Origin of the sequence: Pseudomonas sp. TUM22785 (assembly GCF_028198105.1) — a bacterium.
Lineage (GTDB): Bacteria > Pseudomonadota > Gammaproteobacteria > Pseudomonadales > Pseudomonadaceae > Metapseudomonas > Metapseudomonas solani.
This window is the reverse complement of sequence record NZ_CP116239.1, coordinates 2,981,760-3,007,466: the sequence shown is the minus strand read 5'-3', so window position 1 is coordinate 3,007,466 and position 25,707 is coordinate 2,981,760. Positions and strand designations below refer to the sequence as shown.

The 25,707-nt window shown below is 63.2% G+C and carries 24 protein-coding genes; 19 read left to right on the top strand and 5 right to left on the bottom strand.

Annotated elements, in window-relative coordinates; translation table 11 throughout:
• Nucleotides 1-11 precede the first annotated feature (11 nt).
• A complete protein-coding gene (gene ftsK / locus PI990_RS13965; RefSeq protein WP_271660997.1) occupies nucleotides 12-2,417 on the bottom strand; it encodes a DNA translocase FtsK in 2,406 nt (801 codons plus the stop codon).
• Between the two features lie 222 nt (nucleotides 2,418-2,639).
• Between ftsK and trxB the strand changes: the two genes are divergently transcribed.
• The 4 genes from trxB (at nucleotide 2,640) to infA (ending at nucleotide 5,395) form a co-directional block, all read left to right on the top strand.
• Entirely contained in the window at nucleotides 2,640-3,590 is a 951-nt protein-coding gene (trxB, locus tag PI990_RS13960) for a thioredoxin-disulfide reductase (RefSeq protein WP_021219014.1), read from the top strand.
• 42 nt (nucleotides 3,591-3,632) lie between these two features.
• Nucleotides 3,633-4,316 (top strand): leucyl/phenylalanyl-tRNA--protein transferase, encoded by a 684-nt coding sequence (gene aat, locus PI990_RS13955; protein WP_271660996.1) that lies wholly within the window; start codon nucleotides 3,633-3,635, stop codon nucleotides 4,314-4,316.
• A 53-nt stretch (nucleotides 4,317-4,369) separates the two neighbouring features.
• Nucleotides 4,370-5,077, top strand: a complete 708-nt coding sequence (locus tag PI990_RS13950) for an arginyltransferase (protein WP_021219016.1) — start codon at nucleotides 4,370-4,372, stop codon at nucleotides 5,075-5,077.
• A gap of 99 nt (nucleotides 5,078-5,176) precedes the next feature.
• Nucleotides 5,177-5,395, top strand: coding sequence for a translation initiation factor IF-1 (gene infA, locus PI990_RS13945; protein WP_016492441.1), 219 nt, complete (start codon nucleotides 5,177-5,179; stop codon nucleotides 5,393-5,395).
• A gap of 54 nt (nucleotides 5,396-5,449) precedes the next feature.
• Here infA and clpA read toward each other — a convergent pair whose 3' ends face one another.
• Both clpA and clpS read right to left on the bottom strand, forming a co-directional pair.
• Nucleotides 5,450-7,720 carry an ATP-dependent Clp protease ATP-binding subunit ClpA gene (clpA, locus tag PI990_RS13940; RefSeq protein WP_271660995.1) on the bottom strand — a complete coding sequence of 757 codons (2,271 nt, stop codon included), beginning with the start codon at nucleotides 7,718-7,720 and terminating at the stop codon, nucleotides 5,450-5,452.
• A gap of 29 nt (nucleotides 7,721-7,749) precedes the next feature.
• Entirely contained in the window at nucleotides 7,750-8,112 is a 363-nt protein-coding gene (gene clpS, locus PI990_RS13935; RefSeq protein WP_271660994.1) for an ATP-dependent Clp protease adapter ClpS, read from the bottom strand.
• A gap of 228 nt (nucleotides 8,113-8,340) precedes the next feature.
• Between clpS and cspD the strand changes: the two genes are divergently transcribed.
• Nucleotides 8,341-8,607, top strand: coding sequence for a cold shock domain-containing protein CspD (cspD, locus tag PI990_RS13930; RefSeq protein ID WP_111262174.1), 267 nt, complete (start codon nucleotides 8,341-8,343; stop codon nucleotides 8,605-8,607).
• A gap of 66 nt (nucleotides 8,608-8,673) precedes the next feature.
• Here cspD and icd read toward each other — a convergent pair whose 3' ends face one another.
• Nucleotides 8,674-9,930 (bottom strand): NADP-dependent isocitrate dehydrogenase, encoded by a 1,257-nt coding sequence (gene icd / locus PI990_RS13925; RefSeq protein ID WP_021219020.1) that lies wholly within the window; start codon nucleotides 9,928-9,930, stop codon nucleotides 8,674-8,676.
• A 321-nt stretch (nucleotides 9,931-10,251) separates the two neighbouring features.
• Between icd and PI990_RS13920 the strand changes: the two genes are divergently transcribed.
• The 13 genes from PI990_RS13920 to PI990_RS13860 all read left to right on the top strand — a co-directional run bounded on the left by PI990_RS13920 (nucleotide 10,252) and on the right by PI990_RS13860 (nucleotide 23,291).
• The gene (locus PI990_RS13920) at nucleotides 10,252-10,698 is read left to right on the top strand and encodes an NUDIX hydrolase (RefSeq protein ID WP_271660993.1); all 447 of its coding nucleotides are present in this window, start codon (nucleotides 10,252-10,254) and stop codon (nucleotides 10,696-10,698) included.
• Nucleotides 10,699-10,759: 61 nt separating this feature from the next.
• Complete coding sequence (mnmA, locus tag PI990_RS13915) at nucleotides 10,760-11,875, top strand: tRNA 2-thiouridine(34) synthase MnmA (RefSeq protein ID WP_263402991.1); 1,116 nt, start codon at nucleotides 10,760-10,762, stop codon at nucleotides 11,873-11,875.
• Complete coding sequence (hflD, locus tag PI990_RS13910; protein WP_271660992.1) at nucleotides 11,872-12,492, top strand: high frequency lysogenization protein HflD; 621 nt, start codon at nucleotides 11,872-11,874, stop codon at nucleotides 12,490-12,492. Before mnmA ends, hflD begins: the two co-directional genes overlap by 4 nt.
• Nucleotides 12,493-12,596: 104 nt before the next feature.
• A complete protein-coding gene (gene purB, locus PI990_RS13905) occupies nucleotides 12,597-13,967 on the top strand; it encodes an adenylosuccinate lyase (RefSeq protein WP_184490268.1) in 1,371 nt (456 codons plus the stop codon).
• Nucleotides 13,968-14,027: 60 nt separating this feature from the next.
• Nucleotides 14,028-15,194, top strand: coding sequence for a ribosomal protein uL16 3-hydroxylase (locus PI990_RS13900; protein WP_271660991.1), 1,167 nt, complete (start codon nucleotides 14,028-14,030; stop codon nucleotides 15,192-15,194).
• A complete protein-coding gene (locus PI990_RS13895; RefSeq protein WP_021219026.1) occupies nucleotides 15,187-15,612 on the top strand; it encodes a GNAT family N-acetyltransferase in 426 nt (141 codons plus the stop codon). The genes PI990_RS13900 and PI990_RS13895 overlap by 8 nt, the downstream gene beginning before the upstream one ends.
• Nucleotides 15,613-15,620: 8 nt before the next feature.
• Nucleotides 15,621-16,250: a DUF7931 domain-containing protein gene (locus tag PI990_RS13890; RefSeq protein WP_184490269.1), complete on the top strand. Its 630-nt coding sequence runs from the start codon at nucleotides 15,621-15,623 to the stop codon at nucleotides 16,248-16,250.
• Nucleotides 16,247-17,056 carry a secretin N-terminal domain-containing protein gene (locus tag PI990_RS13885; RefSeq protein WP_021219028.1) on the top strand — a complete coding sequence of 270 codons (810 nt, stop codon included), beginning with the start codon at nucleotides 16,247-16,249 and terminating at the stop codon, nucleotides 17,054-17,056. The genes PI990_RS13890 and PI990_RS13885 overlap by 4 nt, the downstream gene beginning before the upstream one ends.
• Before the next feature lie 488 nt (nucleotides 17,057-17,544).
• Nucleotides 17,545-19,140, top strand: coding sequence for an isocitrate lyase (locus tag PI990_RS13880; protein ID WP_271660990.1), 1,596 nt, complete (start codon nucleotides 17,545-17,547; stop codon nucleotides 19,138-19,140).
• A 161-nt stretch (nucleotides 19,141-19,301) separates the two neighbouring features.
• Nucleotides 19,302-19,904, top strand: coding sequence for a murein L,D-transpeptidase catalytic domain family protein (locus PI990_RS13875; RefSeq protein ID WP_271660989.1), 603 nt, complete (start codon nucleotides 19,302-19,304; stop codon nucleotides 19,902-19,904).
• A gap of 115 nt (nucleotides 19,905-20,019) precedes the next feature.
• Nucleotides 20,020-22,020, top strand: a complete 2,001-nt coding sequence (locus PI990_RS13870; protein WP_271660988.1) for a PhoX family protein — start codon at nucleotides 20,020-20,022, stop codon at nucleotides 22,018-22,020.
• A gap of 104 nt (nucleotides 22,021-22,124) precedes the next feature.
• Entirely contained in the window at nucleotides 22,125-22,619 is a 495-nt protein-coding gene (locus PI990_RS13865; protein WP_271660987.1) for a DUF4442 domain-containing protein, read from the top strand.
• Between the two features lie 42 nt (nucleotides 22,620-22,661).
• A complete protein-coding gene (locus PI990_RS13860) occupies nucleotides 22,662-23,291 on the top strand; it encodes a hypothetical protein (RefSeq protein ID WP_271660986.1) in 630 nt (209 codons plus the stop codon).
• Nucleotides 23,292-23,326: 35 nt separating this feature from the next.
• Here PI990_RS13860 and PI990_RS13855 read toward each other — a convergent pair whose 3' ends face one another.
• Nucleotides 23,327-24,721, bottom strand: a complete 1,395-nt coding sequence (locus PI990_RS13855) for a pectin acetylesterase-family hydrolase (RefSeq protein ID WP_021219034.1) — start codon at nucleotides 24,719-24,721, stop codon at nucleotides 23,327-23,329.
• 562 nt (nucleotides 24,722-25,283) lie between these two features.
• On the opposite strand from PI990_RS13855, the gene PI990_RS13850 reads away from it, so the two are divergent.
• The gene (locus PI990_RS13850) at nucleotides 25,284-25,697 is read left to right on the top strand and encodes an NADH-quinone oxidoreductase subunit A (RefSeq protein ID WP_021219035.1); all 414 of its coding nucleotides are present in this window, start codon (nucleotides 25,284-25,286) and stop codon (nucleotides 25,695-25,697) included.
• Nucleotides 25,698-25,707 lie beyond the last annotated feature (10 nt).

The following is a 25,707-nucleotide window of genomic DNA, read 5'->3' as shown; positions in this document are numbered from 1 at the left end:
TTCGTTCGGGGTTAGTCGCGAATCGGGCCCGGCGCGATTACGTCACGCGAGCCGTTGGTGTTCATGGGCGTGACGACGCCAGCCATTTCCATCGCTTCGATCATCCGTGCAGCACGGTTGTAGCCGATCTTGAGCTTGCGCTGCACGGCGGAAATCGAGGCCCTGCGGCTCTCGGTGACAAAGCGCACGGCTTCGTCGTAAAGCGGGTCTTCCTCGCTGCCCTCGCCGCCTTCGCCACCATCGAAACCACCGCTGGAGCCACCGCCTTCTTCGGCGCCGGCCAGGATGTCTTCGATGTAGTCGGGGGCGCCACGCAGCTTCCAGGCTTCCACGACGCGGTGCACTTCATCGTCGGAAACGAAGGCGCCATGGACGCGGATGGGCAGGCCGGTACCCGGCGGCAGGTAGAGCATGTCACCGTGGCCGAGCAGCTGTTCGGCACCGCCCTGGTCGAGAATGGTGCGCGAGTCGATCTTGCTGGAGACCTGGAACGCCATGCGGGTCGGGATGTTGGCCTTGATCAGGCCTGTGATCACGTCCACCGAGGGGCGCTGGGTGGCGAGGATCAGGTGGATGCCTGCCGCACGCGCCTTCTGCGCGATACGGGCGATGAGTTCTTCCACCTTCTTGCCGACGATCATCATCATGTCGGCGAATTCGTCGACGATGACCACGATGGTGGGCAGTGTCTTCAGCAGAGGCGCCTCGTCCTCCATGCTCTCGCGACGGTAGAGCGGATCGGTGAGCGGGGTGCCCGCCTCTTCCGCATCCTTGACCTTGCGGTTGAAGCCAGCCAGGTTGCGCACGCCCATGGCGGCCATCAGTTTGTAGCGCCGCTCCATCTCGGCCACGCTCCAGCGCAGCGCGTTGGCGGCTTCCTTCATGTCGGTCACGACCGGGCACAGCAGGTGCGGAATGCCTTCGTAGATCGACAGTTCGAGCATCTTCGGGTCGATCATGATCAGCCGCGCCTGCTCGGGCGTGGACTTGAACAGGATCGACAGGATCATGGCGTTCACACCCACGGACTTACCGGAACCGGTGGTACCGGCAACCAGCAGGTGAGGCATCCTGGCCAGGTCGGTGATCACCGGGCGGCCGCCGATGTCATGGCCCAGCGCCATGGTCACGGGGGACTTGGCATCGTCGTATTCGGTCGAGGACAGCACTTCGGAGAAGCGCACGATCTGTCGATCCTCGTTGGGGATTTCAATACCCACGGTGGTCTTGCCGGGAATCACTTCCACGACGCGCACGCTGATCACCGCGAGGGAGCGCGCAAGGTCCTTGGCCAGGTTGGAAATGCGGCTGACCTTCACTCCGGCGGCGGGCTGGATCTCGAAACGGGTGATCACCGGACCCGGATGCACGGACTCGACGAGCACCTCGACACCGAACTCCTTGAGCTTGATTTCCAGCAGGCGCGACATGGCCTCCAGGGATTCCGGGGAGTAGCTCTTCTGCTTCTTCTCCGCCGCATCGAGGATGGAGATGGGCGGCAGGGTGCCTTCCACAGCGCTGTCGACGAACAGCGGGGCCTGTTTCTCCTTCTGCACCCGTTTGCTCGGCTCGGCCGCCTTGGCCGGCGCAGGCGGAGTGATGACGGGGGCTGGGCGCTTGTCGCGCTCGGTCATGTGCTTGGCCAGGGCCTCTTCGCGCTCTATCAGGCGCTCCTTGACCCTGGCTTGCTCACGACTGTCACGGACCACAGGGGCGGCGACTTCGCTGACGCGGTCATCGACCTCGCGCAGCTTGGCAACCAGCAGCTTGCGCTCGGAGCGCGCGCTCCACCAGCGGTTGATCAGGCTCTGGATCAGCTCGATGAGATCAAGGGTGATCTTGCCGGTCAGGTCCATCACCTTGAACCAGGACAGGTCGGTGAACACCGTCAGGCCGAAGAGGAACAGCGCGAAGAACATCAACGTGCTGCCCTGGACGTTCAGGGCGTTGACCGCCAAGTGGCTGAGGCTCTCGCCCAGCGCACCACCAGCGGAAGCAGGCATGCCGACGCTGTCCTGGAAATGGATATCGGCCAGCGCAGCGCCGGAAAGCACCAGGAACACCAGGCCGATCAGGCGCCAGGAGAACAGCCAGCCACTCCAGTCGATAGCCTGGTGGCGATGACGGAACACCTGCAGCGTCTTGATCGCCAGCAGCAACGGGAAGATATAGGCGAAGTAGCCCAGGGCCATGAACAGGATGTCGGCGAACCAGGCGCCGAGGCGGCCCGCCGCGTTCTGCACCTGCTCGACGTTGCTGGTGTGGGTCCAGCCCGGATCGGAGGAGTCGTAGGTGAGCAGCGCCATCCACAGGTAAAGGCACAACGCGCCCAGCGCGATCAGCGCACCTTCCTTGAGGCGGTAATGCAATTGCTGGCGCCAGACGGGCGTCTGGGCGGTACTCGTGGAATTCTTCAAACGCCTTTTTTCCTGCGCCCCGAGGCGCGCTCAAGAATCGGTTACTGGCGGAAATGCCGCCTATTGTACGGGCTTAACCACCCGGCGCGACAGCGCGCCCATTGAGCCTGGAGCGTTTTGCCGCTGATTCGTGCTTCGGTGTAGCATAGCCGCCAACATCTTGCGCAGCGCTCAATTTGAGCATGCATTCTCTTTTGTGACAAAGACTTATGAGGCCTTTTTATGAGCGACGTCAAGCATTCACGCCTGATCATCCTGGGCTCCGGCCCAGCCGGTTACACCGCTGCCGTGTATGCCGCCCGCGCCAACCTCAAGCCCGTCGTCATCACTGGCATCCAGCCCGGCGGCCAGCTGACCATCACCACCGAAGTCGACAACTGGCCCGGTGACGTCGAAGGCCTTACCGGCCCGGCCCTGATGGAGCGCATGCAGAAGCACGCCGAGCGTTTCGACACCGAGATCGTCTACGACCACATCCACACCGCCGAGTTGCAGCAACGCCCGTTCATCCTCAAGGGCGACAGCGGCACCTATAGCTGCGACGCCCTGATCATCGCCACCGGCGCCTCCGCCCAGTACCTGGGCCTGCCGTCCGAAGAAGCCTTTGCCGGCAAGGGCGTTTCGGCCTGCGCCACCTGCGACGGCTTCTTCTACCGCAACCAGGTGGTCTGCGTGATCGGCGGTGGCAACACCGCAGTCGAAGAAGCGCTGTACCTCTCCAACATCGCCAAGGAAGTCCACCTGATCCACCGCCGCGACAAGCTGCGCTCGGAGAAGATCCTTCAGGACAAGCTGTTCGAGAAAGCCAAGAACGGCAACGTTCGCCTGCACTGGAACCACACCCTGGAAGAAGTACTGGGTGATGCCACCGGCGTCACCGGTGTGCGCCTGAAGGACACCACCAGCGGCGAAACCCGTGAAATGCCCCTGGCTGGCGTATTCATCGCCATCGGCCACAAGCCCAACACCGAGCTCTTCCAGGGCCAACTGGAAATGCGCGACGGCTACCTGGTGGTACGCGGCGGCTCCGAAGGCAACGCCACCGCTAGCAGCATCGAAGGGGTGTTTGCCGCCGGCGACGTAGCCGACCACGTCTACCGCCAGGCCATCACCTCCGCTGGCGCCGGCTGCATGGCCGCGCTGGACGCCGAAAAATTCCTCGACGACAACTAAGGCCCTGAGGCGGCGCCTATCCGCGCCGCCCTCCCCTCCTCCATGCTGACCTGGCTGAGCCGCGACAACCTCATCTTCCCACCCCTGGAGCGCGCCCTTCGCGAGCCGAACGGCCTGCTGGCCGCGGGTGGCGACCTCTCCCCGGAGCGCCTGGTCCAGGCATACCGCCACGGCTGCTTCCCCTGGTTCCAGGATGGCCAGCCGATACTCTGGTGGTCACCAGACCCACGCACCGTCCTGCCACCCCAGGAAATCCATACCTCCCGCAGCCTGGCCAAGCTGATGCGCCAGCAGCGCTTCCGCATCACCTTCGACCAGGACTTCGCCGCCGTCATCCAGGCCTGCGCCGGGCCACGCAGCTACGCGGACGGCACCTGGATTACCACGCCGATGCAGGCCGCCTATCTGGAACTGCACCGCCGCGGCGTCGCACATTCGGTCGAGGTCTGGCTGGAAGACGAGCTGGTAGGCGGCCTGTACGGGCTCGCCATGGGCAAGCTGTTCTTCGGCGAATCGATGTTCAGCCGCACCGACAACGCCTCCAAGGTCGGCTTCGTCACCCTGACCCAGCACCTGTCCCGCTGGGGCTTCGTGCTCATCGACTGCCAGATGCCGACCCAGCACCTGCACAGCTTCGGCGCCCGCTCCATCAGCCGCGAGAAGTTCTCGCGCTACCTGCAACTCTACCTCGACCAACCCAACAGCGCTGACTGGGTCGTTGCCTAGGCGAGTCGCCAAGCCTGGCTTACACTTGCGGAAGGCTTTTTCGAGATTCGACCATGACCGAGCTGGCTCGCCTGAAGTTCTATGCCACTCAACCGCATCCTTGCAGCTACCTGCCCGAGGAACAGGCCACGACGCTGTTCCTCGACCCCAGTCAGCCAATGGACGTGGAGGTTTACGCCGAGCTCTCGGAAATGGGTTTTCGTCGCAGCGGCGACCACCTCTACCGCCCCCACTGCCAACGCTGCACCGCCTGCGTCCCCGCACGCATCCCCGCAGAAGCCTTCGCCCCCAGCCGCCAGCAGCGGCGCATCCTCAAGCGCAACACCGATATCGAAGTCCGCGCAGTACGCCCGACCTTCAACGAGGAGTACTACGCCCTCTACGTCCGCTACATCGAAGAGCGCCACGCAGATGGCGACATGTACCCACCGAGCCGCGACCAGTTCTCCACCTTCCTGGTTCGCGACCTGCCCTTCTCGCGTTTTTACGAGTTCCGCCTGGACGGCCGCCTGGTCGCCATAGCGGTCACCGATGTCCTGCCTAACGGCCTCTCTGCCGTTTACACCTTCTACGACCCGTCGGAGGAGCGCCGCAGCCTCGGCCGCTTCGCCATTCTCTGGCAGATCGGCGAAACACTGCGCCTGGGCCTCCAGGCGGTCTATCTGGGCTACTGGATCAAGAACTGCCGGAAGATGAACTACAAGACCCAGTACCGCCCCATCGAGCTCTTCGTCAATCAGCGCTGGGTCACCCTCACCTGAAACCCTTGGCTTACGGTGCAATTTTCGGGCACAATGCACGCCGTTTTTGCCAGGCGCCGTTTGCACCCGGCCAATCATTGATACCGAGGGCTTTACTGCATGTCGAAAGAAGACAGCTTCGAAATGGAAGGCACTGTCATCGATACCCTGCCTAACACCATGTTCCGCGTGGAGTTGGAAAACGGGCACGTCGTCACCGCGCATATTTCTGGGAAAATGCGCAAGAACTACATCCGCATCCTCACCGGTGACAAGGTTCGCGTTGAACTGACTCCCTACGATCTGAGCAAAGGCCGCATCACCTACCGCGCCCGCTGACAGATCCACAACAAAAAGCCCGGCACTCGCCGGGCTTTTTGCGTTGCTCCATCGTCAGGCCATTTCGGCAGTGGTCTCGAAATCGAACTCGAGCTCACCATCCTTGACGTCGATGTGCACGACACCGCCGTGCTCAGCCAGCTCGCCAAAGAGGATCTCCTCCGCCAGCGGACGCTTGATCTTATCCTGAATCAAGCGCGCCATCGGGCGAGCCCCCATCTGCACGTCATAACCCCGCTCGCCAAGCCAGCCGCGCGCCTCGTCGCTGACCACCAGTTGAACGCGCTTGTCCTCAAGCTGCGCCTGCAACTCGGTGAGGAACTTGTCGACCACGTTCTTGATGGTTTCGTGACTGAGGCGACCGAACTGGATGATGGTATCCAGGCGGTTGCGGAACTCCGGCGTAAAGCTCTTGCGGATGACCTCCATCGCATCGGACGAATGGTCCTGATGCGTAAAGCCGATGGAGGCACGCGCAGTAGTCTCGGCACCGGCGTTGGTGGTCATGATCACGATGACGTTGCGGAAGTCCGCCTTGCGCCCGTTGTTGTCGGTCAGCGTGCCGTGGTCCATCACCTGCAGCAGCAGGTTGAAGACCTCGGGGTGCGCCTTTTCGATCTCGTCGAGCAGCAACACGCAATGCGGCATCTTGGTGATGGCTTCGGTAAGCAAGCCACCCTGGTCGAAACCTACGTACCCGGGAGGCGCACCGATCAAGCGTGACACGGTGTGCCGCTCCATATACTCGGACATGTCGAAGCGCACCAGCTCGATACCCATCGCCTTCGCCAGCTGGCGAGCGACTTCGGTCTTGCCGACACCCGTGGGGCCCGCGAAGAGGAAGGAGCCCACCGGCTTGTCCGGCGACTTGAGGCCCGCCCGGGACAGCTTGATGGCCGTCGACAGCGAGTCGATGGCGGCATCCTGTCCAAATACAGTCAGCTTCAGGTCACGCTCTAGGTTACGCAGCAACTCCTTGTCGGAACTGTTGACGTGCTTTGGAGGAATCCGCGCGATTTTCGCGACGATATCCTCGACCTGCGCGACATCGATACGAGGAGCACGCTTGTCTTCCGGCTGCAGGCGCTGATAAGCCCCCGCCTCGTCGATCACGTCGATGGCCTTGTCCGGCATGTGCCGATCGTTGATATAGCGCGCAGCGAGCTCAGCAGCAGCCCGCAGAGCCTCGTCGCTGTACTCGATATGGTGGTGCTGCTCGAAGCGGCCCTTGAGCCCCCTGAGGATGCCCACGGTGTCCTCGACCGACGGCTCGCTTACATCGACCTTCTGGAAGCGACGAGCCAGGGCGCGATCCTTCTCGAAGATGCCGCGGAACTCCTGGAAGGTGGTCGAGCCGATGCAACGGATCTCCCCGGAGGACAGCAGCGGCTTGAGCAGATTGGACGCATCCATTACCCCGCCCGATGCCGCACCCGCACCAATGATGGTGTGGATCTCGTCGATGAAGAGGATCGCATGGGGGCGCTTGCGCAGCTCGTTGAGCAGCGCCTTGAAGCGCTTCTCGAAGTCACCGCGGTACTTGGTGCCCGCCAGCAGGGCTCCCAGGTCGAGGGAGTAGACGACACTATCAGCCAACAACTCGGGAACCTGGTTGTCGACGATGCGTTTGGCCAGGCCTTCGGCGATCGCCGTCTTGCCGACGCCCGCCTCACCCACCAGCAGCGGGTTGTTCTTGCGGCGGCGCGCCAAAATCTGCGCAACACGCTCCACCTCGGTCTCGCGACCGACCAGCGGATCGATCCGCCCCTGGCGCGCCAGTTCATTCAGATTGCTTGCATAGGCATCCAGCGGATGCCCAGCGGAAGAAGACTCCCCACCTTCGTCATCCTGCATTTCCTGCTCGCTATCATGCTGCTCGCCATGGCCAGGCACCTTGGAGATGCCGTGGGCGATGTAGTTGACGACATCGATACGGGCGACGCTCTGCTGCTTGAGCAGGAACACCGCCTGGCTTTCCTGCTCGCTGAAGATGGCCACCAACACGTTGGCGCCTGTGACTTCACGCTTGCCGGAGCTCTGCACGTGGAACACGGCGCGCTGCAATACGCGCTGGAACCCGAGCGTAGGCTGGGTTTCGCGGTCCTCGTCATGCTGAGGGATCAGCGGCGTGGTGGAGTCGATGAATTCCTGTAGATCATGCCGCAGCTTGTCCAGGTTCGCCCCGCAGGCCTTCAGCACTGCGGAGGCTGCCTCATTGTCCAGAAGGGCCAGCAACAAATGCTCGACCGTCATGAATTCATGACGCTTGGCACGGGCCTCCTTGAAGGCAAGATTGAGGGTGACTTCGAGCTCACGGTTCAACATAGCTTCACCTCATACCCAAGCGGTCGGCGTTAACCGTCCTTCTCGATCTCACAGAGTAGCGGATGCTGACTCTCTCTCGCGTATTGATTCACCTGCATCGCCTTGGTTTCAGCAATATCGCGTGTAAACACTCCACAGACCGCTCGCCCTTCGGTGTGAACGGTCAGCATGACCTTGGTCGCTGACTCACGGTTGTGGCTGAAGAACACCTCTAGAACTTCCACCACGAAATCCATCGGTGTGTAGTCATCGTTAAACATGACCACCTTATACATGGGTGGCGCCTGCAAGATCGGCTTGGCTTCCTGGACCAACAGACCGGAGTCGTCGTCCCCATGATGCTCAGGGCGATCCTGATTGAATGTTAGTCGAATCTGGCTGCTTGCATGCATGCTGGAATAAAGCTTCTTGGTAGACGAAATGGGACGCCCCATGGACTTTGACCCGCTTCTCAGCTGGCCGCTGCATTGCCTTGACTAAAGGCAAAACGGTGTTACAAACAATGGATACCCACCTACGGGTATCAGGGGTTCCGCACCCTCGTCCATATGGCCGAAGCGGGCGCGGGGTCGAAGTGGATGATACTCCAGTGATGGAGTCCTTTGCAGAGGGATATCAGCATGGTTAGCGGTAAGGTCAAGTGGTTCAACAACGCCAAGGGCTATGGATTTATCCTCGCTGACGGCCGAGATGAGGACCTGTTCGCCCATTATTCGGCCATTCAGATGGATGGCTATAAAACCTTGAAAGCTGGCCAACCGGTAAGCTTCGATATCATCCAGGGCCCCAAAGGCCTGCACGCCGTGAACATCAGTACGGTCACGGCGAATTCCGAAGCACCTGCCGCCACTGCCAGCCTCCCCCAGGGCAGCACGGTCGAGGCTTGAGCCCAATTCCTTAGGGCATAAAAAAGGCCGGTCATGATGACCGGCCTTTTTGTCACGCCATCAATCTCACATGTGAGCGATGGTGGCGTCGCCGAAGCCAGAGCAGGAAAGCAGCGTGGCACCGTCCATCAGACGCTCGAAGTCGTAAGTAACGGTCTTCGCAGCGATGGCACCGTTGGTGCCCTTGATGATCAGGTCAGCAGCTTCGACCCAACCCATGTGGCGCAGCATCATCTCGGCAGAGAGGATGACCGAACCCGGGTTGACCTTGTCCTGGCCAGCGTACTTCGGCGCGGTGCCGTGAGTCGCTTCGAACATGGCGATGGTGTCGGACAGGTTGGCACCCGGAGCGATACCGATACCACCCACTTCGGCCGCCAGGGCGTCGGACAGGTAGTCACCGTTCAGGTTCAGGGTGGCGATGACGTCGTACTCGGCCGGGCGCAGCAGAATCTGCTGCAGCATGGCGTCGGCGATGGCGTCTTTCACCACGATGTTCTTGCCGGTGTTCGGGTTCTTGAACTGCATCCACGGGCCGCCGTCCAGCAGCTCGGCACCGAACTCATCACGTGCGACTTCGTAGCCCCACTCTTTGAAGGCACCTTCGGTGAACTTCATGATGTTGCCTTTGTGGACGATGGTCACGGAGCTGCGATCGTTGTCCACGGCGTACTGCAGGGCCTTGCGCACGAGGCGCTTGGTGCCTTCCAGGGAAACCGGCTTGATGCCGATACCGCAGTTTTCGGTGAAGCGGATTTTCTTGACGCCCATTTCCTCGGTGAGGAACTTGATGACCTTCTCGGCCTCGGGGGAGCCAGCTTTCCACTCGACGCCGGCGTAGATGTCTTCCGAGTTCTCACGGAAGATGATCATGTCCACGTCACCCGGCTTCTTGACCGGGCTGGGCACGCCTTCGAACCAGCGAACGGGACGCTGGCAGACATACAGGTCCAGCTCCTGGCGCAGGGCCACGTTCAGGGAGCGGATGCCACCACCGACCGGAGTGGTCAGCGGGCCTTTGATGGAAACGACGTAGTCACGTACCGCTTCCAGGGTTTCTTTCGGCAGCCAGGTGTCCTGGTCATAGACCTGGGTGGCCTTCTCGCCAGCGTAGACTTCCATCCAGGAGATCTTGCGAGTGCCGTTGTAGGCCTTGGCAACGGCGGCATCAACCACCTTGATCATGACTGGGCTGATGTCGACGCCGATGCCATCACCTTCGATGAAGGGGATGATCGGGTTGTTCGGGACGTTCAGGGACATATCGGCATTGACGGTGATTTTGTCACCGGTAGCAGGCACCTGGATCTTTTGGTATCCCATGCTGGACTCCGTAGTTCTCGTGGTCTGACAACCATCACGCGGTCGGCGCGACGGATGGATCTTGGGTCTCGGAAAGGCGGCACATTCTTGTAGTTTTTCTACAGAAAGTCACGCACTTTTCCATGTTTCGACAGATCGGGCTGGCAGTTAAACCCGCATGAAACCTGTGCTTTAGCCCTACATGTAGTCAAACTACAACTTCGCTACACGTAGCCATCCGAGCAAGCGCTATTCATCCTAGCAGCTTGCTTCCGGATTGCTCCTCTCTCGCCGGGTCATCAACCGATGGCTACTATCAGCCACCCACCCAAGGAGGACTCCATGCGTTTCACCCCCCATGTCACAGTCGCCACCCTGATCGAAGACCAGGGCCGTTTCCTGATGGTCGAGGAGATGTCGGATGGCCGGGCGGTATTAAACCAGCCTGCCGGCCACTTGGAAGCCGACGAAAGTCTCATCCAGGCCGCCCTGCGCGAAACCCTCGAGGAAACCGGCTGGGAAGTCGAGCTGACCGCCGTCACCGGCATCTACCTCTATACAGCGCCGAGCAATGGCGTCACTTACCAGCGCGTGTGCTTCGCCGCCCGCCCCTTGCGCCACCTACCCGAACGCGAGCTGGACGATGGCATCATCGGCCCGCGCTGGCTGACCCGCGACGAGCTCCTGGCCCACCGCGAGCAATGGCGCAGCCCACTGATCCTGCGTTGTGTCGATGACTACCTGGCCGGCGAGCGCTTCCCCCTCAGCCTGATCCGCGACCCGGCGTGATCGCCCGAGGCAAGCGCACCTGATAGAATCCCGTTCTTTTTTGCAGCAGCCCCAGAGTCTTATGTCCGATACAGCCAAAACCCGCGTGATCGTCGGCATGTCCGGCGGCGTGGACTCTTCCGTTTCCGCCCTCCTGCTGATGGAACAGGGTTACCAGGTGGAAGGCCTGTTCATGAAGAACTGGGACGAGGACGACGGCACCGAATACTGCACCGCCAAGGAAGACCTGGCGGACGCCCAGGCCGTGTGCGACCGCATCGGCATCAAGCTGCACACCGCCAACTTCGCCGCCGAGTACTGGGACAACGTCTTCGAGCACTTCCTTGCCGAATACAAGGCCGGCCGCACGCCGAACCCGGACATCCTCTGCAACCGCGAGATAAAGTTCAAAGCCTTCCTCGACTACGCCCTGATGCTCGGCGCCGACCTGATCGCCACCGGCCACTATGTGCGCCGCCGCGACATCGACGGCCGCACCGAACTGCTCAAGGGCCTGGACCCGAACAAGGACCAGAGCTACTTCCTCCACGCCGTCGGCGGCAAGGAAATCGCCCGCACCCTGTTCCCCGTTGGAGAACTGGAGAAGCCGGAAGTCCGCGCCATCGCCGAGAAACACGGCCTGGCCACTGCCAAGAAAAAGGACTCCACCGGCATCTGCTTCATCGGCGAGCGCCGCTTCAGCGACTTCCTCAAGCAATACCTGCCCGCCCAGCCCGGCAACATCGAGACCACCGATGGCGACGTCATCGGCCGCCACCACGGCCTGATGTACCACACCATCGGTCAGCGCCAGGGCCTGGGCATCGGCGGCATGAAGGACGCCAGCGACGAGCCCTGGTACGTACTGGCCAAGGACCTGGAGCGCAACGTCCTGGTGGTCGGCCAGGGTAACGAACACCCCTGGCTGTTCTCCCGTGCCCTGCTCGCCTCCGAGATCTTCTGGGTCAACCCCATCGATCTCGAGCAGCCCCGCGCACTGACCGCCAAGGTCCGCTATCGCCAGGCTGATCAGGCCTGCACCCTGGAAAAAACCGCCACCGGCTATCGCGCCGTGTTCGACGAGCCTCAGCGCGCCGTCACCCCCGGCCAGTCCGTGGTCTTCTACGACGGCGAAATCTGCCTCGGCGGCGGCGTCATCGAAAGCTATGACGCCTGGGACGCCGAGGTGCGCCCATGACCCCATTGCAGGAACAACTGATCGCGCTGGGCGCCGTATTCGAAGCCGCCGTACTGGTGGACAAGATCGCCAAGACCGGCCAGATCAGCGAAGCGCCGCTGGGCTGCATGCTCGGCAGCCTGCTGGTTCGCAACCCGAAGAGCACCCTCGACGTGTACGGCGGTGACGACATCAACCTGCGCGACGGCTACAAGGCCTTGATCAGCGCACTGGAACGCGAACCCAGCAGCCTGCAGCGCGAGCCCCTGCGCTACGCCCTGTCGCTGCTGACCCTGGAGCGCCAGCTGAACAAGCGCGAAGACATGCTGCAGCTGATCGGCAGCCGCCTGGACCAGATCCAGCAGCAGACCCAGCACTTCGGCCTCGTCCACGACAACGTCATCGCCTCCTGCGGCAGCCTCTACCAGGACACCCTCAGCACCTTCCGCCAGCGCATCCAGGTCCATGGCGACATGCGCAACCTGCAGCAACCGAGCAACGCCGCCAAGATCCGCGCCCTGCTGCTCACCGGCATCCGCTCCGCACGCCTCTGGCGCCAGCTCGGCGGCCACCGCTGGCAGCTGCTGTTCAGCCGCCGCAAGCTGCTCGGCGAGCTCTACCCCATGCTGCGCGGCTGAGCCACGGGCAGGCGCCGAACGGCGCATGCCCGGACGCGGTTTCGGGGCCGGTTTTCATGTATGATGTGCGCCCTTTTCGTTGACCGATTGTCCGAGAACGCCCCATGCAGCTCTCCTCGCTCACCGCGGTTTCCCCCGTCGATGGCCGCTACGCCGGCAAAACCAGCGCACTGCGCCCGATCTTCAGTGAATATGGCCTGATCCGCTTCCGCGTACAGGTCGAAGTCCGCTGGCTGCAGCGCCTTGCCGCCCACGCTGGCGTTCCGGAAGTCGCGCCCTTCTCCGCCGAAGCCAACGCCCTGCTCAACGAGCTGGCCGAAAACTTCCAGCTGGAGCATGCCGAGCGCATCAAGGAAATCGAGCGCACCACCAACCACGACGTGAAAGCCGTGGAGTACCTGCTCAAGGAGCAGGCCGCCAAGCTGCCGGAGCTGGCCAAGGTCAGCGAATTCATCCACTTCGCCTGCACCAGCGAGGACATCAACAACCTGTCCCACGCCCTGATGCTGCGTGAAGGCCGTGATGACGTCCTGCTGCCGCTGATGCGCCAGGTGGCCAACGCCATCCGTGAGCTGGCGATCCGCTTCGCCGACGTGCCGATGCTTTCCCGCACACACGGCCAGCCCGCCTCCCCCACCACCCTGGGCAAGGAACTGGCCAACGTCGTCTACCGCCTGGAGCGCCAGATCGCCCAGGTAGCCGCCGTCCCGCTGCTGGGCAAGATCAACGGCGCCGTGGGCAACTACAACGCCCACCTTTCCGCCTACCCGGAAGTCGATTGGGAAGCCAACGCCCGCGAATTCATCGAAGGCGACCTGGGCCTGGGCTTCAATCCCTACACCACCCAGATCGAGCCGCACGACTACATTGCCGAGCTGTTCGACGCCATCGCCCGCTTCAACACCATCCTCATCGACTTCGATCGCGACGTCTGGGGCTACATCTCCCTCGGCTACTTCAAGCAGAAGACCGTTGCCGGCGAGATCGGCTCCTCGACCATGCCGCACAAGGTCAACCCGATCGACTTCGAAAACTCCGAAGGCAACCTCGGCATCGCCAACGCCCTGTTCCAGCACCTGGCCAGCAAGCTGCCAATCTCCCGCTGGCAGCGCGACCTGACCGACTCCACCGTGCTGCGCAACCTCGGCGTCGGCTTCGCCCACAGCGTCATCGCCTACGAAGCCAGCCTCAAGGGCATCGGCAAGCTGGAGCTGAACGAAGCCCGCATCGCCGCCGACCTGGACGCCTGCTGGGAAGTCCTCGCCGAGCCGATCCAGACCGTGATGCGCCGCTACGCCATCGAGAACCCCTACGAGAAGCTGAAGGAACTGACCCGCGGCAAGGGCATCAGCCCCGAAGCGCTGCAGACTTTCATCGACGGCCTCGACATGCCGGCCGAAGCCAAGGCCGAGCTGCGCAAGCTGACCCCCGCCGCCTACATCGGCAACGCGGTGGCCCAGGCCAAGCGCATCTAACGGCTATCGCCCCCTTGCACGCCCGGCTGTGCCGGGCGTTTTTATTTCAAAGGTTCCGCCATGACTTCCGATCTCCCCCTGCAAATCCTCGGCGGCATCTCCGCCCGTGAATTCCTCCGCGACTACTGGCAGAAGAAGCCGCTGCTGATCCGCCAGGCCATCCCGGGCTATGAAAGCCCCATCTCGCCCGACGAGCTGGCCGGCCTCTCCCTGGAAGAGGAGGTCGAATCGCGCCTGGTGATCGAACATGGCGAGCGCCCTTGGGAGCTGCGTCGCGGCCCCTTCGCCGAAGACACCTACCAGGACCTGCCGGAAAAGGAATGGACCCTCCTCGTCCAGTCCGTCGACCAGTTCGTCCCGGAGGTCGCCGAGCTGCTGGAGCACTTCCGCTTCCTGCCGAGCTGGCGCATCGACGACATCATGGTCAGCTTCGCCGCGCCCGGTGGCGGCGTCGGCCCGCACTACGACAACTACGACGTCTTCCTGCTCCAGGCCCACGGCCAGCGCCGCTGGAAGATCGGCCAGATGTGCGACACCGACAGCCCGCTGCTGCCCCACGCCGATCTGCGCATCCTCGCCGAATTCCACGGCACCGATGAGTGGGTACTGGAACCGGGCGACATGCTCTACCTGCCGCCGCGCCTGGCCCACTTCGGCATCGCCGAAGATGACTGCATGACCTACTCGGTCGGCTTCCGCGCCCCCAGCGCCGCCGAGGTACTGACCCATTTCACCGACTTCCTCGCCCAGTTCATTCCGGACGAAGAGCGCTACAACGACGCCGACATCACCCCGGTCAGCGACCCGCACCAGATCCAGCAGGACGCCCTCGACCGCCTCAAGGCGCTGCTGGCCGAGCACATGAGCGATGAACGCCTGCTGCTGACCTGGTTCGGCCAGTTCATGACCGAGCCGCGCTACCCCGAACTGGTCGCCGGCACCGAAGTGGACGAAGACGAATTCGTCGGTGCCCTGGAAGACGGCGCGGTACTGATCCGCAACCCCAGCGCCCGCATGGCCTGGTCCGAAATGGATATCGGCCTGATGCTGTTCGCCAGCGGCCAGAGCCGCCTGCTGCCCAGCAGCCTGCGCGAGCTGCTGAAACTGGTCTGCGCCAGCGACGCGCTGCACATCGACAACCTCGGCCAATGGCTGGCGGACGAGGACGGGCGTAAGCTTCTGTGGGAACTGATCAAGCAAGGAAGTCTGGAGTTTGCCGATGAGTGAGATACACGTCCGCATCGCCGATTGGCAGAAGGACAATGCCGACCTGCGCCGCATCCGTGAAGCCGTGTTCATCGCCGAGCAGGCGGTGGCACCGGAGCAGGAATGGGACGCGGAAGACGTCGACGCGGTCCATTTCCTCGCCCTCGAGCATGACTACGCCATCGGCACCGCACGCCTGCTGCCCGACGGCCATATCGGCCGCGTCTCGGTGCTCAAGGACTGGCGTGGCCTGCGGGTCGGCGATCGCCTGCTGGAAGCGGTGATCGCCGAAGCGGAACGTCGCGGCCTCAAGCAGCAGATGCTCTCCGCCCAGGTACACGCCACCCCCTTCTATGAACGCCACGGCTTCCGCGTCGTCAGCGGCGAGTTCCTCGAAGCCGGCATCCCCCACGTGGACATGGTGCGCGACAGCCAGTAGAGGTCGACATGGAACCCAACGCCCCGGAAAACCAAGAACCCGAGACCGAATTGCCGGCCATCGAATTCCAGTCACCGGGGCGTTTCGAAGTCCATAACCCCGTGCCGGACCTGCGCGAGCCCGCCCCCTGGGAGCCCGCGCCCTTCACCCTTGGCGAGCACGGCGACCTGCAGCGCTTCGCCAAGCCCGAAGACGCCCGCCCCCACGCCCTCGCCCTGCTGCAACAGGCGCAGCGCAGCCTGTGCCTCTACACGCCGGACCTCGAAGCCTGGCTCTACCACCACAGCAGCATCCAGGACGCCTGCACCCGCTTCCTCCTGGCCAACCCGCGCAACCGCCTGCGCATCCTGGTGCGCGACGTGACCCGCCCGGTGAAGGAAGGCCATCGCCTGCTCAACCTGGTGCGCCGCCTCTCCAGCAACAGCCAGATCCGCAAGCTCAACCCCGACCATCCCAACGAAGAATGCGCCTACCTGCTGACGGACGACCGCGGCCTGCTGCTGCGCCCTGAACCGGACAGCTTCTCCGGCTACGCTCTGTACAACGACCCCGGGCGCTGCCGCCTGCGCCAGGCCCAGTTCGACCAGGCCTGGGAACAGAGCGTCAGTGACCCCGACCTGCGGAGTTTCCTGCTATGACCCCACGCGCGCTCCTCGCCGCCCTGCTCCTTGCCCTGAGCCTGCCGCTCCAGGCAGCCACCGAGGTCATCCCGCTCAACTACCGCACCGCCGAAGACGTGATGCCCGTGGTGCAGTCGGTACTCGGCAACGAAGGCCGCGTCAGCGCCTACGGCAACCAGCTGATCGTCAACGCCGAGCCGGCGAAGATCCAGGAACTGCGCACGGTGCTGGGCCAGCTCGACACTGCACCCAAGCGCCTGCTGATTTCCGTGGACACCAGCGACAGCAACTACCAGGACGATCGCGGCTACGCGGTCAACGGCTCGGCCAGCGTCGGCGGCGTCGACATCGAAGCCGGGCGCGGCGAAGTGCGCGGGCGCGACCAGGTGCGCATCATCCGCCGGAGCACCGACACCCGTGGTGGCGGCGTGCAGCAGGTGCAGGCCAGCGAGGGCTACCCGGCACTGATCCAGGTCGGCCAGAGCGTCCCCATCACCACCGCCAGCACCGGCCCTTACGGCCAGGTCTACAGCAACACCGAGTACCGCAACGTGACCCGGGGCTTCTATGTCACCGCCAGCATCACCGGCGACATCGTCCACGTCGCCATCAGCAGCAACCGCGATCGCCTGAGCCAATCCCAACCCGGCGTGATCGACGTACAGAGCACCGACACCCGCGTCAGCGGCCGCCTCGGCGAATGGATCACAGTGGGCGGCGTCAACGAATCCAGCCAGTCCGACGACAGCGGTTTCCTCCGCCAACGCAGCACCCAGGGCAGCGAAAACATGACCATGCGCCTGAAGGTCGAGAGCCTCGACTGAGCCACCTTTCCCTGACCAATCGGTCGCTCTTAAGACTTATGTAGTAGTGCCAAAAAATCACTACAAAACGTTTGACGAACACTTGTTTGAAGCGCATCATGGCCCCGCTCCCGCTAACCAGGGGCCCTGAAACGGGCTCCCGGGCCGCGCTCAATACCTTCGAGCCGTCCCGTGTTGTTACAGCCCACAAGGCCGTTCGACGAGGTTGCGACTGGAACGAAGTTGTCCTGAGGGACGGGGAAGCGTTTAGCGCAGCAGCCAGATCGACGATCCAACCGAACCTGATACGCCCGAGGCATCCACGAGCCGAAAGCGCATCCGGAATGGGCAGCGAAGTCATCCGTGCCGCTCGTATCGTCACCCCTCCTCTCGAGTGTCCTACTCGCCCCGGTCACATTCTCGGCGTTCTGTTGTGAGCTACCCGTGTTGCCTTCCAAGGCTCACAGGGGGAAGTCGGTGCTCAACCAAACACATTTGAAGGATTGACCATGTCCGCATATCAAAACGACATCAAGGCAGTTGCCGCTCTGAAAGAAGCCGCAGGCAACAGCTGGAGCGCTATCAACCCGGAATCCGTCGCCCGTATGCGCGCCCAGAACCGCTTCAAGACCGGTCTGGACATCGCCAAATACACCGCGGCCATCATGCGCAAGGACATGGCCGAGTACGACGCCGACGCCTCCGTCTACACCCAGTCCCTGGGCTGCTGGCACGGCTTCATCGGTCAGCAGAAGCTGATCTCCATCAAGAAGCACCTGAAGACCACCAACAAGCGCTACCTCTACCTGTCCGGCTGGATGGTCGCTGCCCTGCGTTCCGACTTCGGCCCGCTGCCGGACCAGTCGATGCACGAGAAAACCGCCGTTTCCGGCCTGATCGAAGAGCTCTACACCTTCCTGCGCCAGGCTGATGCCCGCGAGCTGGACCTGCTCTTCACCGCCCTGGACGCTGCCCGCACCGCTGGCGACAAGGTCAAGGCCGACGAGATCCAGGCTCAGATCGACGGTTACGAAACCCACGTCGTTCCGATCATCGCCGACATCGACGCTGGCTTCGGTAACCCGGAAGCCACCTACCTGCTGGCCAAGAAAATGATCGAAGCCGGTGCCTGCTGCATCCAGATCGAGAACCAGGTTTCCGACGAGAAGCAGTGCGGCCACCAGGACGGCAAAGTGACCGTTCCGCACGAAGACTTCCTCGCCAAGATCAACGCAGTTCGCTACGCCTTCCTCGAACTGGGCGTTGACGACGGCGTGATCGTTGCCCGTACCGACTCCCTGGGTGCCGGCCTGACCAAGCAGATCGCCGTTACCAAGCAAGCCGGCGACCTGGGCGACCAGTACAACTCCTTCCTGGATTGCGAAGAAATCTCCGCTTCCGACCTGCAGAACGGCGACGTGGTGATCAACCGCGAAGGCAAGCTGCTGCGTCCCAAGCGCCTGCCGTCCAACCTGTTCCAGTTCCGCGCTGGCACCGGCGAAGACCGCTGCGTACTGGACTGCATCACCAGCCTGCAGAACGGCGCCGACCTGCTGTGGATCGAAACCGAGAAGCCGCACGTTGGCCAGATCAAGGCCATGGTTGACCGCATCCGTCAGGTGATCCCGAACGCCAAGCTGGTTTACAACAACAGCCCGTCCTTCAACTGGACCCTGAACTTCCGTCAGCAAGTGTTCGATGCGTTCGTTGCCGAAGGCAAAGACGTTTCCGCCTACGACCGCGCCAAGCTGATGGCCGTCGAGTACGACGAAACCGAACTGGCCCAGGTTGCAGACGAGAAGATCCGTACCTTCCAGCGCGACGGTTCGGCTCACGCCGGCATCTTCCACCACCTGATCACTCTGCCGACCTACCACACCGCCGCGCTGTCCACCGACAACCTGGCCAAAGGGTACTTCGCCGACCAGGGCATGCTGGCCTACGTCAAAGGCGTACAGCGTCAGGAACTGCGTCAGGGCATCGCCTGCGTCAAGCACCAGAACATGGCTGGCTCCGACATCGGCGACAACCACAAAGAGTACTTCGCTGGCGAAGCGGCTCTGAAAGCAAGCGGTAAAGACAACACCATGAACCAGTTCCACTAATAGGAACTGTTCACCAGCACGGCCTTCGGGCCGGCTGGATGCCTCAAGGCCCTGGCAGCGATGCCAGGGCTTTTTTTATGCCCCGCCCGCCACCCGGGAACATCTTGCGTTCGCGCCACGTCTGAACTTACCTCTGGCCAACAGCCCAAGGTCTCCAGCCCATGCTCCGAACGCTCGCCACCAGCCTGCTGGCCCTGCTTCCCCTCCTCGCCTATGCCGGCGACCTGGAGCAACGCTTCCCGGCGGACGCCCTCCAGCCGATTCTCCAGCGCCTGCAACAGAACGAGCACCCGCGCTTCGCCGTGGTCGACTACTCCCTGCGCTCGGACCAGAAGCGCTTCCTGCTGTACGACAGCCGCAACCACGCCCTGCTGGCCAGCTACCGCGTCGCCCATGGCAAAGGCTCGGATGCCGACCATGACGGCTACGCCGAGCGCTTCTCTAACGAGCCCGAAAGCCGTGCCTCCTCGCTGGGCACCTACCGCACGGGCGAGGTCTATCAGAGCAGGCAACCCGGGCACGGCCTGTCGATGCGACTGACGGGGCTGGACCCGAGCAACGACAAGGCCATGGAGCGCGCCATCGTCATCCACGCCATGGACTACATGGAGGATCGCTTCATCCGCCAGCACGGCGTGGCCGGGCGCAGTTTCGGCTGCCTGGTGCTGGCCGCCGCTGATCGCGACCAGGCGATCGAGGCACTCCAGGGCGGCGCACTGATCTTCGCCATCAAGCCACCCCCCGCACCGTCGGGCACCCTTTGAAGTGTTTTGTGCACTGCAGCACATAAGGCATTACACCCGCCGCACTGTCACAGTTCCGTCGCCTTGAGGCCGTAGCGTCGAGTCTCCGTCGATTCGCCTGTATGGAGACAAAGCCTTGAATAACGAAAAAGAGAACGCCGTCCTCTTTGGAAATGGCGACGAAGTGCCTAGCAACCTTTCCAGCAACCCTCACATTAGCGAGCTGATTGAGGGGGTTAAACGCCGCAACGTTCTGGCCGGTGGCGCCGCACTGGGCGCCCTCGCCTTCCTCGGCGTATCCCTGCCCGGCCAGGCCGAAGCCGGGCAGAGCGAAGCCCGTGGGCTGGGCTTCCCCTTCAAGCCACGCCGTCGCCTCGGCTTCGAAGGCATCCCGGCTGGTCGTGCCGACACCATCACCGTGCCGCCCGGCTACAAGGCCACGCCCTTCATCCCCTGGGGCACCCCCATCACCGGCCGCTACCCCGCCTTTGCCGACGACGCCAGCAACAGCGCCCGCGACCAGGCCGAGCAAACCGGCATGCACCATGACGGCATGCACTTCTTCCCCATCGACACCCGCCTCGGCCTGGGCCTGCGCTCCGACCACGGCCTGCTGGTGCTCAACCACGAATACATCGACGCGCCGCTGCTGCACCCCAACGGCCCGACCGTGGTAAACGGCAAGCGCACGAGCGCCGAAGAAGTCCGCAAGGAGATCAACGCCCACGGCGTTTCGGTGGTCGAAATCCGCCGTGACGTGCGCGGCGAGTGGACCGTGGTGCCCAGCCGCCGCAACCGCCGCATCACCGTCGCAACGCCCATGCAGATCAGCGGCCCGGCCCGCGGCAACAAGCTCCTGCAAACGCGCCACAGTCCCAACGGCACTGCGGCCCGCGGCACCCAGAACAACTGCTCCAACGGCTTCACCCCCTGGGGCACCTACCTCACCTGCGAGGAAAACTGGGCCGGCTACTTCTCCACCCGCGACACCGACCTGCCCCGTGAACTGAAGCGCTACGGCCTGCGCAACGTTAGCCGCTTCGGCTGGGAAACCCTGCCCGGCGACGAGTTCGAGCGCTTCGACGCCACCCGCAAGGCCGCCGACGCCAAGGGCGACTACCGCAACGAACCGAACCAGTTCGGCTGGATCGTCGAGATCGACCCCTTCGAGCCCGACTCCGTGCCGGTGAAGCGCACCGCCCTCGGCCGCTTCGCCCATGAAGGCCTGATCTTCGCCCCGGTGAAACCCGGCCGCCCGGTGGTCTGCTACTCCGGCGACGACTCGCAGAACGAGTACATCTACAAATACGTCAGCCGCGACACCTATCGCCCCGGCCGCAGCAACGGCCGCCTGCTGGACGAAGGCACCCTGTACGTCGCGCGCTTCAATGCCGACGGCAGCGGTCAGTGGCTGCCGCTGGACATCAACGACAAGTCCTTCCTCAAGGCCTGCCTCGCCGCTGGCGTGACCTTCGCCGACCAGGGCGACGTGCTGATCAACACCCGCCTCGCGGCGGACGTGGTCGGCGCCACCAAGATGGACCGCCCCGAATGGGGCGCGGTGAACCCGGACAACGGCGAGGTGTACTTCACCCTCACCAACAACACCGCGCGCACGGTCCCGGACGCCCCCAACCCGCGCCCGGCCAACGCCTACGGCCACATCATCCGCTGGCGCGAGCAGAGCCGCGACTACGCCGGCAAGGCCTTCAACTGGAACCTGTTCATGCTCGCCGGCCCGGAAACCGACAGCCGCGGCCCGAACGGCAAGCCGCTGGATGCCAGCAACATCCTCGCCAGCCCCGACGGCCTGTGGTTCGACGACGACGGCCGCCTGTGGATCCAGACCGACATGAGCGGCAGCCAGCTGTCCGCCGGCCCCTTCGGCAACAATCAGATGCTGGTGGCGGACCCCCGCACCGGCGAGCTCAAGCGCTTCCTGGTTGGCCCGCTGGGCGCCGAGGTCACCGGCATCGCCGCCACGCCGGATTTCCGCACCCTGTTCGTCAACATCCAGCACCCGGGTGAGGGCTCGACGCCCACCAACCTCACCAGCGCCTGGCCCGACGGCCCGGGCAAGCGCCCGCGCTCGTCCACGGTGGTGATCACCCGCGAAGACCGTCGCCGCATCCTCTGATCCCCCAGCCACTGGCCGAAGTGCCAGGCATTTGCGACCGGCCAGCAATGGCCGGTCCCTTTTTCCACTGACAGACTGGCCAGCCACACACCAAGGGCCTGCCCATGCCTGCCAACCGCCTGAGTCGCGCCACCTCCCTGGTGAGCAAACTGCCTACCGCCCTGCACACACCCCTGCTCAGCCTGCTGATCGGCAGCCAGGTGCGCTTCGCCGGCACCGCCCGCGTGCGCGTCCATCACCTCAGCCAGCAACGGGCGGTGATGAGCCTCGCCAACCGCCCCCGGGTGCGTAATCACATCAAGGGCGTGCATGCCGCCGCCATGGCCTTGCTGGCCGAATCCGCCACCGGCCTGCTGGTGGGCATGAACGTGCCGGACGACAAGCTGCCCCTGATCAAAAGCCTGCACGTGGACTACCTCAAGCGCGCCACGGGCGGCCTGAAGGCAGTGGCGCAACTGGATGCCGAACAGGTCCGTCGCATCCATGAAGAAGACCGGGGCGAGGTGCGGGTCGCGGTATCCATCACCGACGAAACCGGCATCGAACCCATCCGCTGCGAGATGATCTGGGCCTGGGTCAGCCGCAAGCGCGAGCATTGACTAAGCTGTACGAATGTCCCAACTGAGAGGCCGAGAACCGCAATGGCCCGAACCACGCTCATCCTGGCCGGCACCGCGATCGCCGCGACGACAGCCGCCGCCACCCTCTACTGGCGCCTGGGCCCAGAATCCCAGGCTGTCGCCCAGCCCCGCTCGCAAGCCAGCCAACCCCTGGCCACCCCGGCCAGCGACGCGACGGCAGCGGCGAGCGCCCAGCACATCGACCCCGCCCTGACGGCGGAGTACGAGAAGCGCCTGGCCTTCCACTCCGCCTACCGAGCCTTCTTCAAGGCCGCACCGGACCTGCCCAGCGAAGAACGGGAGAAACAGGCCGAGCGCTTGGCGGAGGAAGTGCAATCCCATGAGCAGAGCGGCGAGTTGGCGGCCAGCGAATCCCTGGTGCTGCAGATCGCCCTGATCCAGGCCAGCGGCGGTGACGTCGAGGAACAGAAGGCACGCGCCAACGCCCTGCTGCAGCGGTACAAGGCGCGCAGCGATGCCCTGGAGAAGAAGCTCGCGGCACAGCCTTCCCCCCAGTTCGATCACTACAAGCAGGAAGAGAAACGCATCGTTGCCGAGGTGCTGGCGATGCAGTCCATCCCCGACGGCCTCAGCCGTGACGAGTACCTGAGGCAGCGCCTGCAACAGGCCCGCGAGCAGGCCTACCACTGAGCTGCGGGGCGGATTGCCCGCCCCGCAGCCGCTTCTCAGAGCAACTGGTTGAGCACGTAGTAGAGCAGGTTGAACGGCTTGGCCCGATCGGCCGCATCGCTCGACTCGGATGCATCCATCACCGGCCCGGTGCCATCCAGCACATTGGTGACGAAGTCATCCAGCTGCAGGTTCTGCTCCTGGATGTCGGCGTTGGCGAACTCGATGATGCTGGTGCAATGGCTCTCGTTCACCGCCCGGTACTGCGGGAAGTAGCCGCCGAAGTTATGCAGGTTGGCCAGGGTGTTGCGCAGGCGGCCGGTGTCCACATCCCACTTGGCGTGGATCAGCGCCTCCTTGGTGGCCTGGTCCGGCGCGTTGGCGATCTCCGGGTAGAAGCGCTCATAGGAGTAGGACGAGTAGTTCAGGTCCTTCCAGAAGTGCGTATGCCCGAGACGATCACCCGGCAGGTTGGCGGAAAGCGCCGGATAGATGCTGCCCAGGTCATTCAGGGTGACGCCCGGCAGACGGCTCTGCAGCAATTGCAGCGGTCCATTGTCGAGGCCCCAGGCCTGGCGGATGAAAGTCTGCAACGGCAGCGACGGATAGGCCTGGTTGCTGCCCCCGGTCACCGCACTGAACACCGGCCCCGAGTCGTCGATCAGGAAGCCACGGTTAGGCGCGATGTCCTGGCGCGTCACCGCATGGCTGATCAGGCTGCCCGCCCCGCCGGCGCTGCAGCCGGTGGAGAGCATCTGTCCGGGGCGCTCGAGGTTGTCCTTGAGCCAGGCGGTCACCGCGCGGGTGTTGCGCAGCCCGTTGTGGTGCCACACCAGCTGCGGCTTCTGCCCGGTCGGATCCTGGTAGACCGCCACCTTGTCACCGGAATAGATGTCACCGGTGCAGTACGGCACGTACACCATGTTCCAGTTCTGCGTCTTCACCCGTGTCCAGGGATGCAACCGCACCACGAAGGGGCTCACCAGGCTGGCGCTGGGGTTGAGCAGCTTCATGTAATCGTCGGGAATGCCATTCGGGTTCCGCGCACCCCGGATGCCGGTCTGGCCGGTGCAGCTGGCGTAATCCCAGCAGGCGCCACCGCCCTCCATATAGATGATGGTGTTGCTGGTGTTCGGTACCCGGTTGACGAAGAACTTGTAGGGCGAACCATCACCACACACGGCACCGGTCTCGGGTGCGAGCTGCACCGTCTGCCAGGCGTAGTAGTTGGCCGCCTTGAAGCCGGAGTTGAACCCCGCCGGGTTGGCCAGCAACGGATAGGGCCCGACCCGCTGCTCGGGCAGGACCTTGTTGTCGGCCTTGGGTGGGGAGGTGAGATTGCCCAGCGTCTGCCAGAACCCGTAGTCGCCGAGCTCGGCGTGGGCAGGCAGTGAAGGCAGGAAGAACAGCAGAAGCACGAAGCAGTGACGCAGCAACTTGGCAACGCCCATGGCGATTCCCTCTTTTTCTTGTTTTCTGAGTGGACCACCACGCCCAGGCAGACGAATCCGTGGTCCAGCCGACCCACTGAGTACGGCAGGGAAACAGGGGGGAACGCACCGCATCCACGGCGCTTCTAGCACGCTAGTACAAGGTTGTCAGAGCGACAACGGCCGCCACATATGAATTAGGCATAGAGGAAAGAAGTTGTGAGTAACAGCGGCTATTAAGTGCGCATGTTTTAACCACTTCCGTAGGACTCACCATGTAGTGGTTATATATTCCCCAGTCAAATGATAATGACTATCATTAACTTACCTATATTTGCGCCCTGCGGCATAGCGACGCAATCCGACCAAAGCCTGACAAAAAACTGGAACCCACACCGCTCTAGGCTTTCAGAGCAGTACAAGCTCTTTAAACTGCCTTTCGAGTTAATTTTTTAGTCTGAAAAATTTACTTGTAGACCCATACGGGCATAAAATTGTCCGAATAGATTGCCGGGCACTCTAGTGCGGGCAAGACCCCATTTAATTACGAGTGAACGCCGTTCCTTGTTGAAGGAGTTCCGGCATGTCGGACGCCACTGCCATTCTTTCCCATAACTGGGGTTTCGCTATTTTCCTGCTGGGCGTGATCGGCCTCTGTGCCTTCATGCTCGGTGTCTCGAGCCTTCTCGGCAGCCGTGCCCATGGCCGCGCCAAGAACGAGCCGTTCGAATCGGGGATGCTCCCCACCGGTAGTGCGCGCCTGCGCCTCTCCGCAAAATTCTATCTGGTCGCGATGCTCTTCGTGATCTTCGACGTCGAAGCCCTCTTTCTCTTCGCCTGGGCCGTATCCGTTCGCGAAAGCGGGTGGGCGGGCCTCATCGAAGCTACCATTTTCATAGCAATTCTGTTGGCAGGTCTTGTCTATCTCTGGCGCATCGGTGCTCTTGATTGGGCTCCCGAAGGTCGTCGCAATCGGCAGGCGAAGCTAAAACAATGAGGCTTTGGCG

Excerpts from the sequence above, each read along its gene's own strand:
- trxB (WP_021219014.1), top strand. The coding sequence starts at position 2,640 with ATGAGCGACGTCAAGCATTCACGCCTGATCATCCTGGGCTCCGGCCCA.
- aat (WP_271660996.1), top strand. The coding sequence starts at position 3,633 with ATGCTGACCTGGCTGAGCCGCGACAACCTCATCTTCCCACCCCTGGAG.
- PI990_RS13950 (WP_021219016.1), top strand. The coding sequence starts at position 4,370 with ATGACCGAGCTGGCTCGCCTGAAGTTCTATGCCACTCAACCGCATCCT.
- infA (WP_016492441.1), top strand. The coding sequence starts at position 5,177 with ATGTCGAAAGAAGACAGCTTCGAAATGGAAGGCACTGTCATCGATACC.
- clpA (WP_271660995.1), bottom strand. The coding sequence starts at position 7,720 with ATGTTGAACCGTGAGCTCGAAGTCACCCTCAATCTTGCCTTCAAGGAG.
- clpS (WP_271660994.1), bottom strand. The coding sequence starts at position 8,112 with ATGCATGCAAGCAGCCAGATTCGACTAACATTCAATCAGGATCGCCCT.
- cspD (WP_111262174.1), top strand. The coding sequence starts at position 8,341 with ATGGTTAGCGGTAAGGTCAAGTGGTTCAACAACGCCAAGGGCTATGGA.
- icd (WP_021219020.1), bottom strand. The coding sequence starts at position 9,930 with ATGGGATACCAAAAGATCCAGGTGCCTGCTACCGGTGACAAAATCACC.
- PI990_RS13920 (WP_271660993.1), top strand. The coding sequence starts at position 10,252 with ATGCGTTTCACCCCCCATGTCACAGTCGCCACCCTGATCGAAGACCAG.
- mnmA (WP_263402991.1), top strand. The coding sequence starts at position 10,760 with ATGTCCGATACAGCCAAAACCCGCGTGATCGTCGGCATGTCCGGCGGC.
- hflD (WP_271660992.1), top strand. The coding sequence starts at position 11,872 with ATGACCCCATTGCAGGAACAACTGATCGCGCTGGGCGCCGTATTCGAA.
- purB (WP_184490268.1), top strand. The coding sequence starts at position 12,597 with ATGCAGCTCTCCTCGCTCACCGCGGTTTCCCCCGTCGATGGCCGCTAC.
- PI990_RS13900 (WP_271660991.1), top strand. The coding sequence starts at position 14,028 with ATGACTTCCGATCTCCCCCTGCAAATCCTCGGCGGCATCTCCGCCCGT.
- PI990_RS13895 (WP_021219026.1), top strand. The coding sequence starts at position 15,187 with ATGAGTGAGATACACGTCCGCATCGCCGATTGGCAGAAGGACAATGCC.
- PI990_RS13890 (WP_184490269.1), top strand. The coding sequence starts at position 15,621 with ATGGAACCCAACGCCCCGGAAAACCAAGAACCCGAGACCGAATTGCCG.
- PI990_RS13885 (WP_021219028.1), top strand. The coding sequence starts at position 16,247 with ATGACCCCACGCGCGCTCCTCGCCGCCCTGCTCCTTGCCCTGAGCCTG.
- PI990_RS13880 (WP_271660990.1), top strand. The coding sequence starts at position 17,545 with ATGTCCGCATATCAAAACGACATCAAGGCAGTTGCCGCTCTGAAAGAA.
- PI990_RS13875 (WP_271660989.1), top strand. The coding sequence starts at position 19,302 with ATGCTCCGAACGCTCGCCACCAGCCTGCTGGCCCTGCTTCCCCTCCTC.
- PI990_RS13865 (WP_271660987.1), top strand. The coding sequence starts at position 22,125 with ATGCCTGCCAACCGCCTGAGTCGCGCCACCTCCCTGGTGAGCAAACTG.
- PI990_RS13860 (WP_271660986.1), top strand. The coding sequence starts at position 22,662 with ATGGCCCGAACCACGCTCATCCTGGCCGGCACCGCGATCGCCGCGACG.
- PI990_RS13855 (WP_021219034.1), bottom strand. The coding sequence starts at position 24,721 with ATGGGCGTTGCCAAGTTGCTGCGTCACTGCTTCGTGCTTCTGCTGTTC.
- PI990_RS13850 (WP_021219035.1), top strand. The coding sequence starts at position 25,284 with ATGTCGGACGCCACTGCCATTCTTTCCCATAACTGGGGTTTCGCTATT.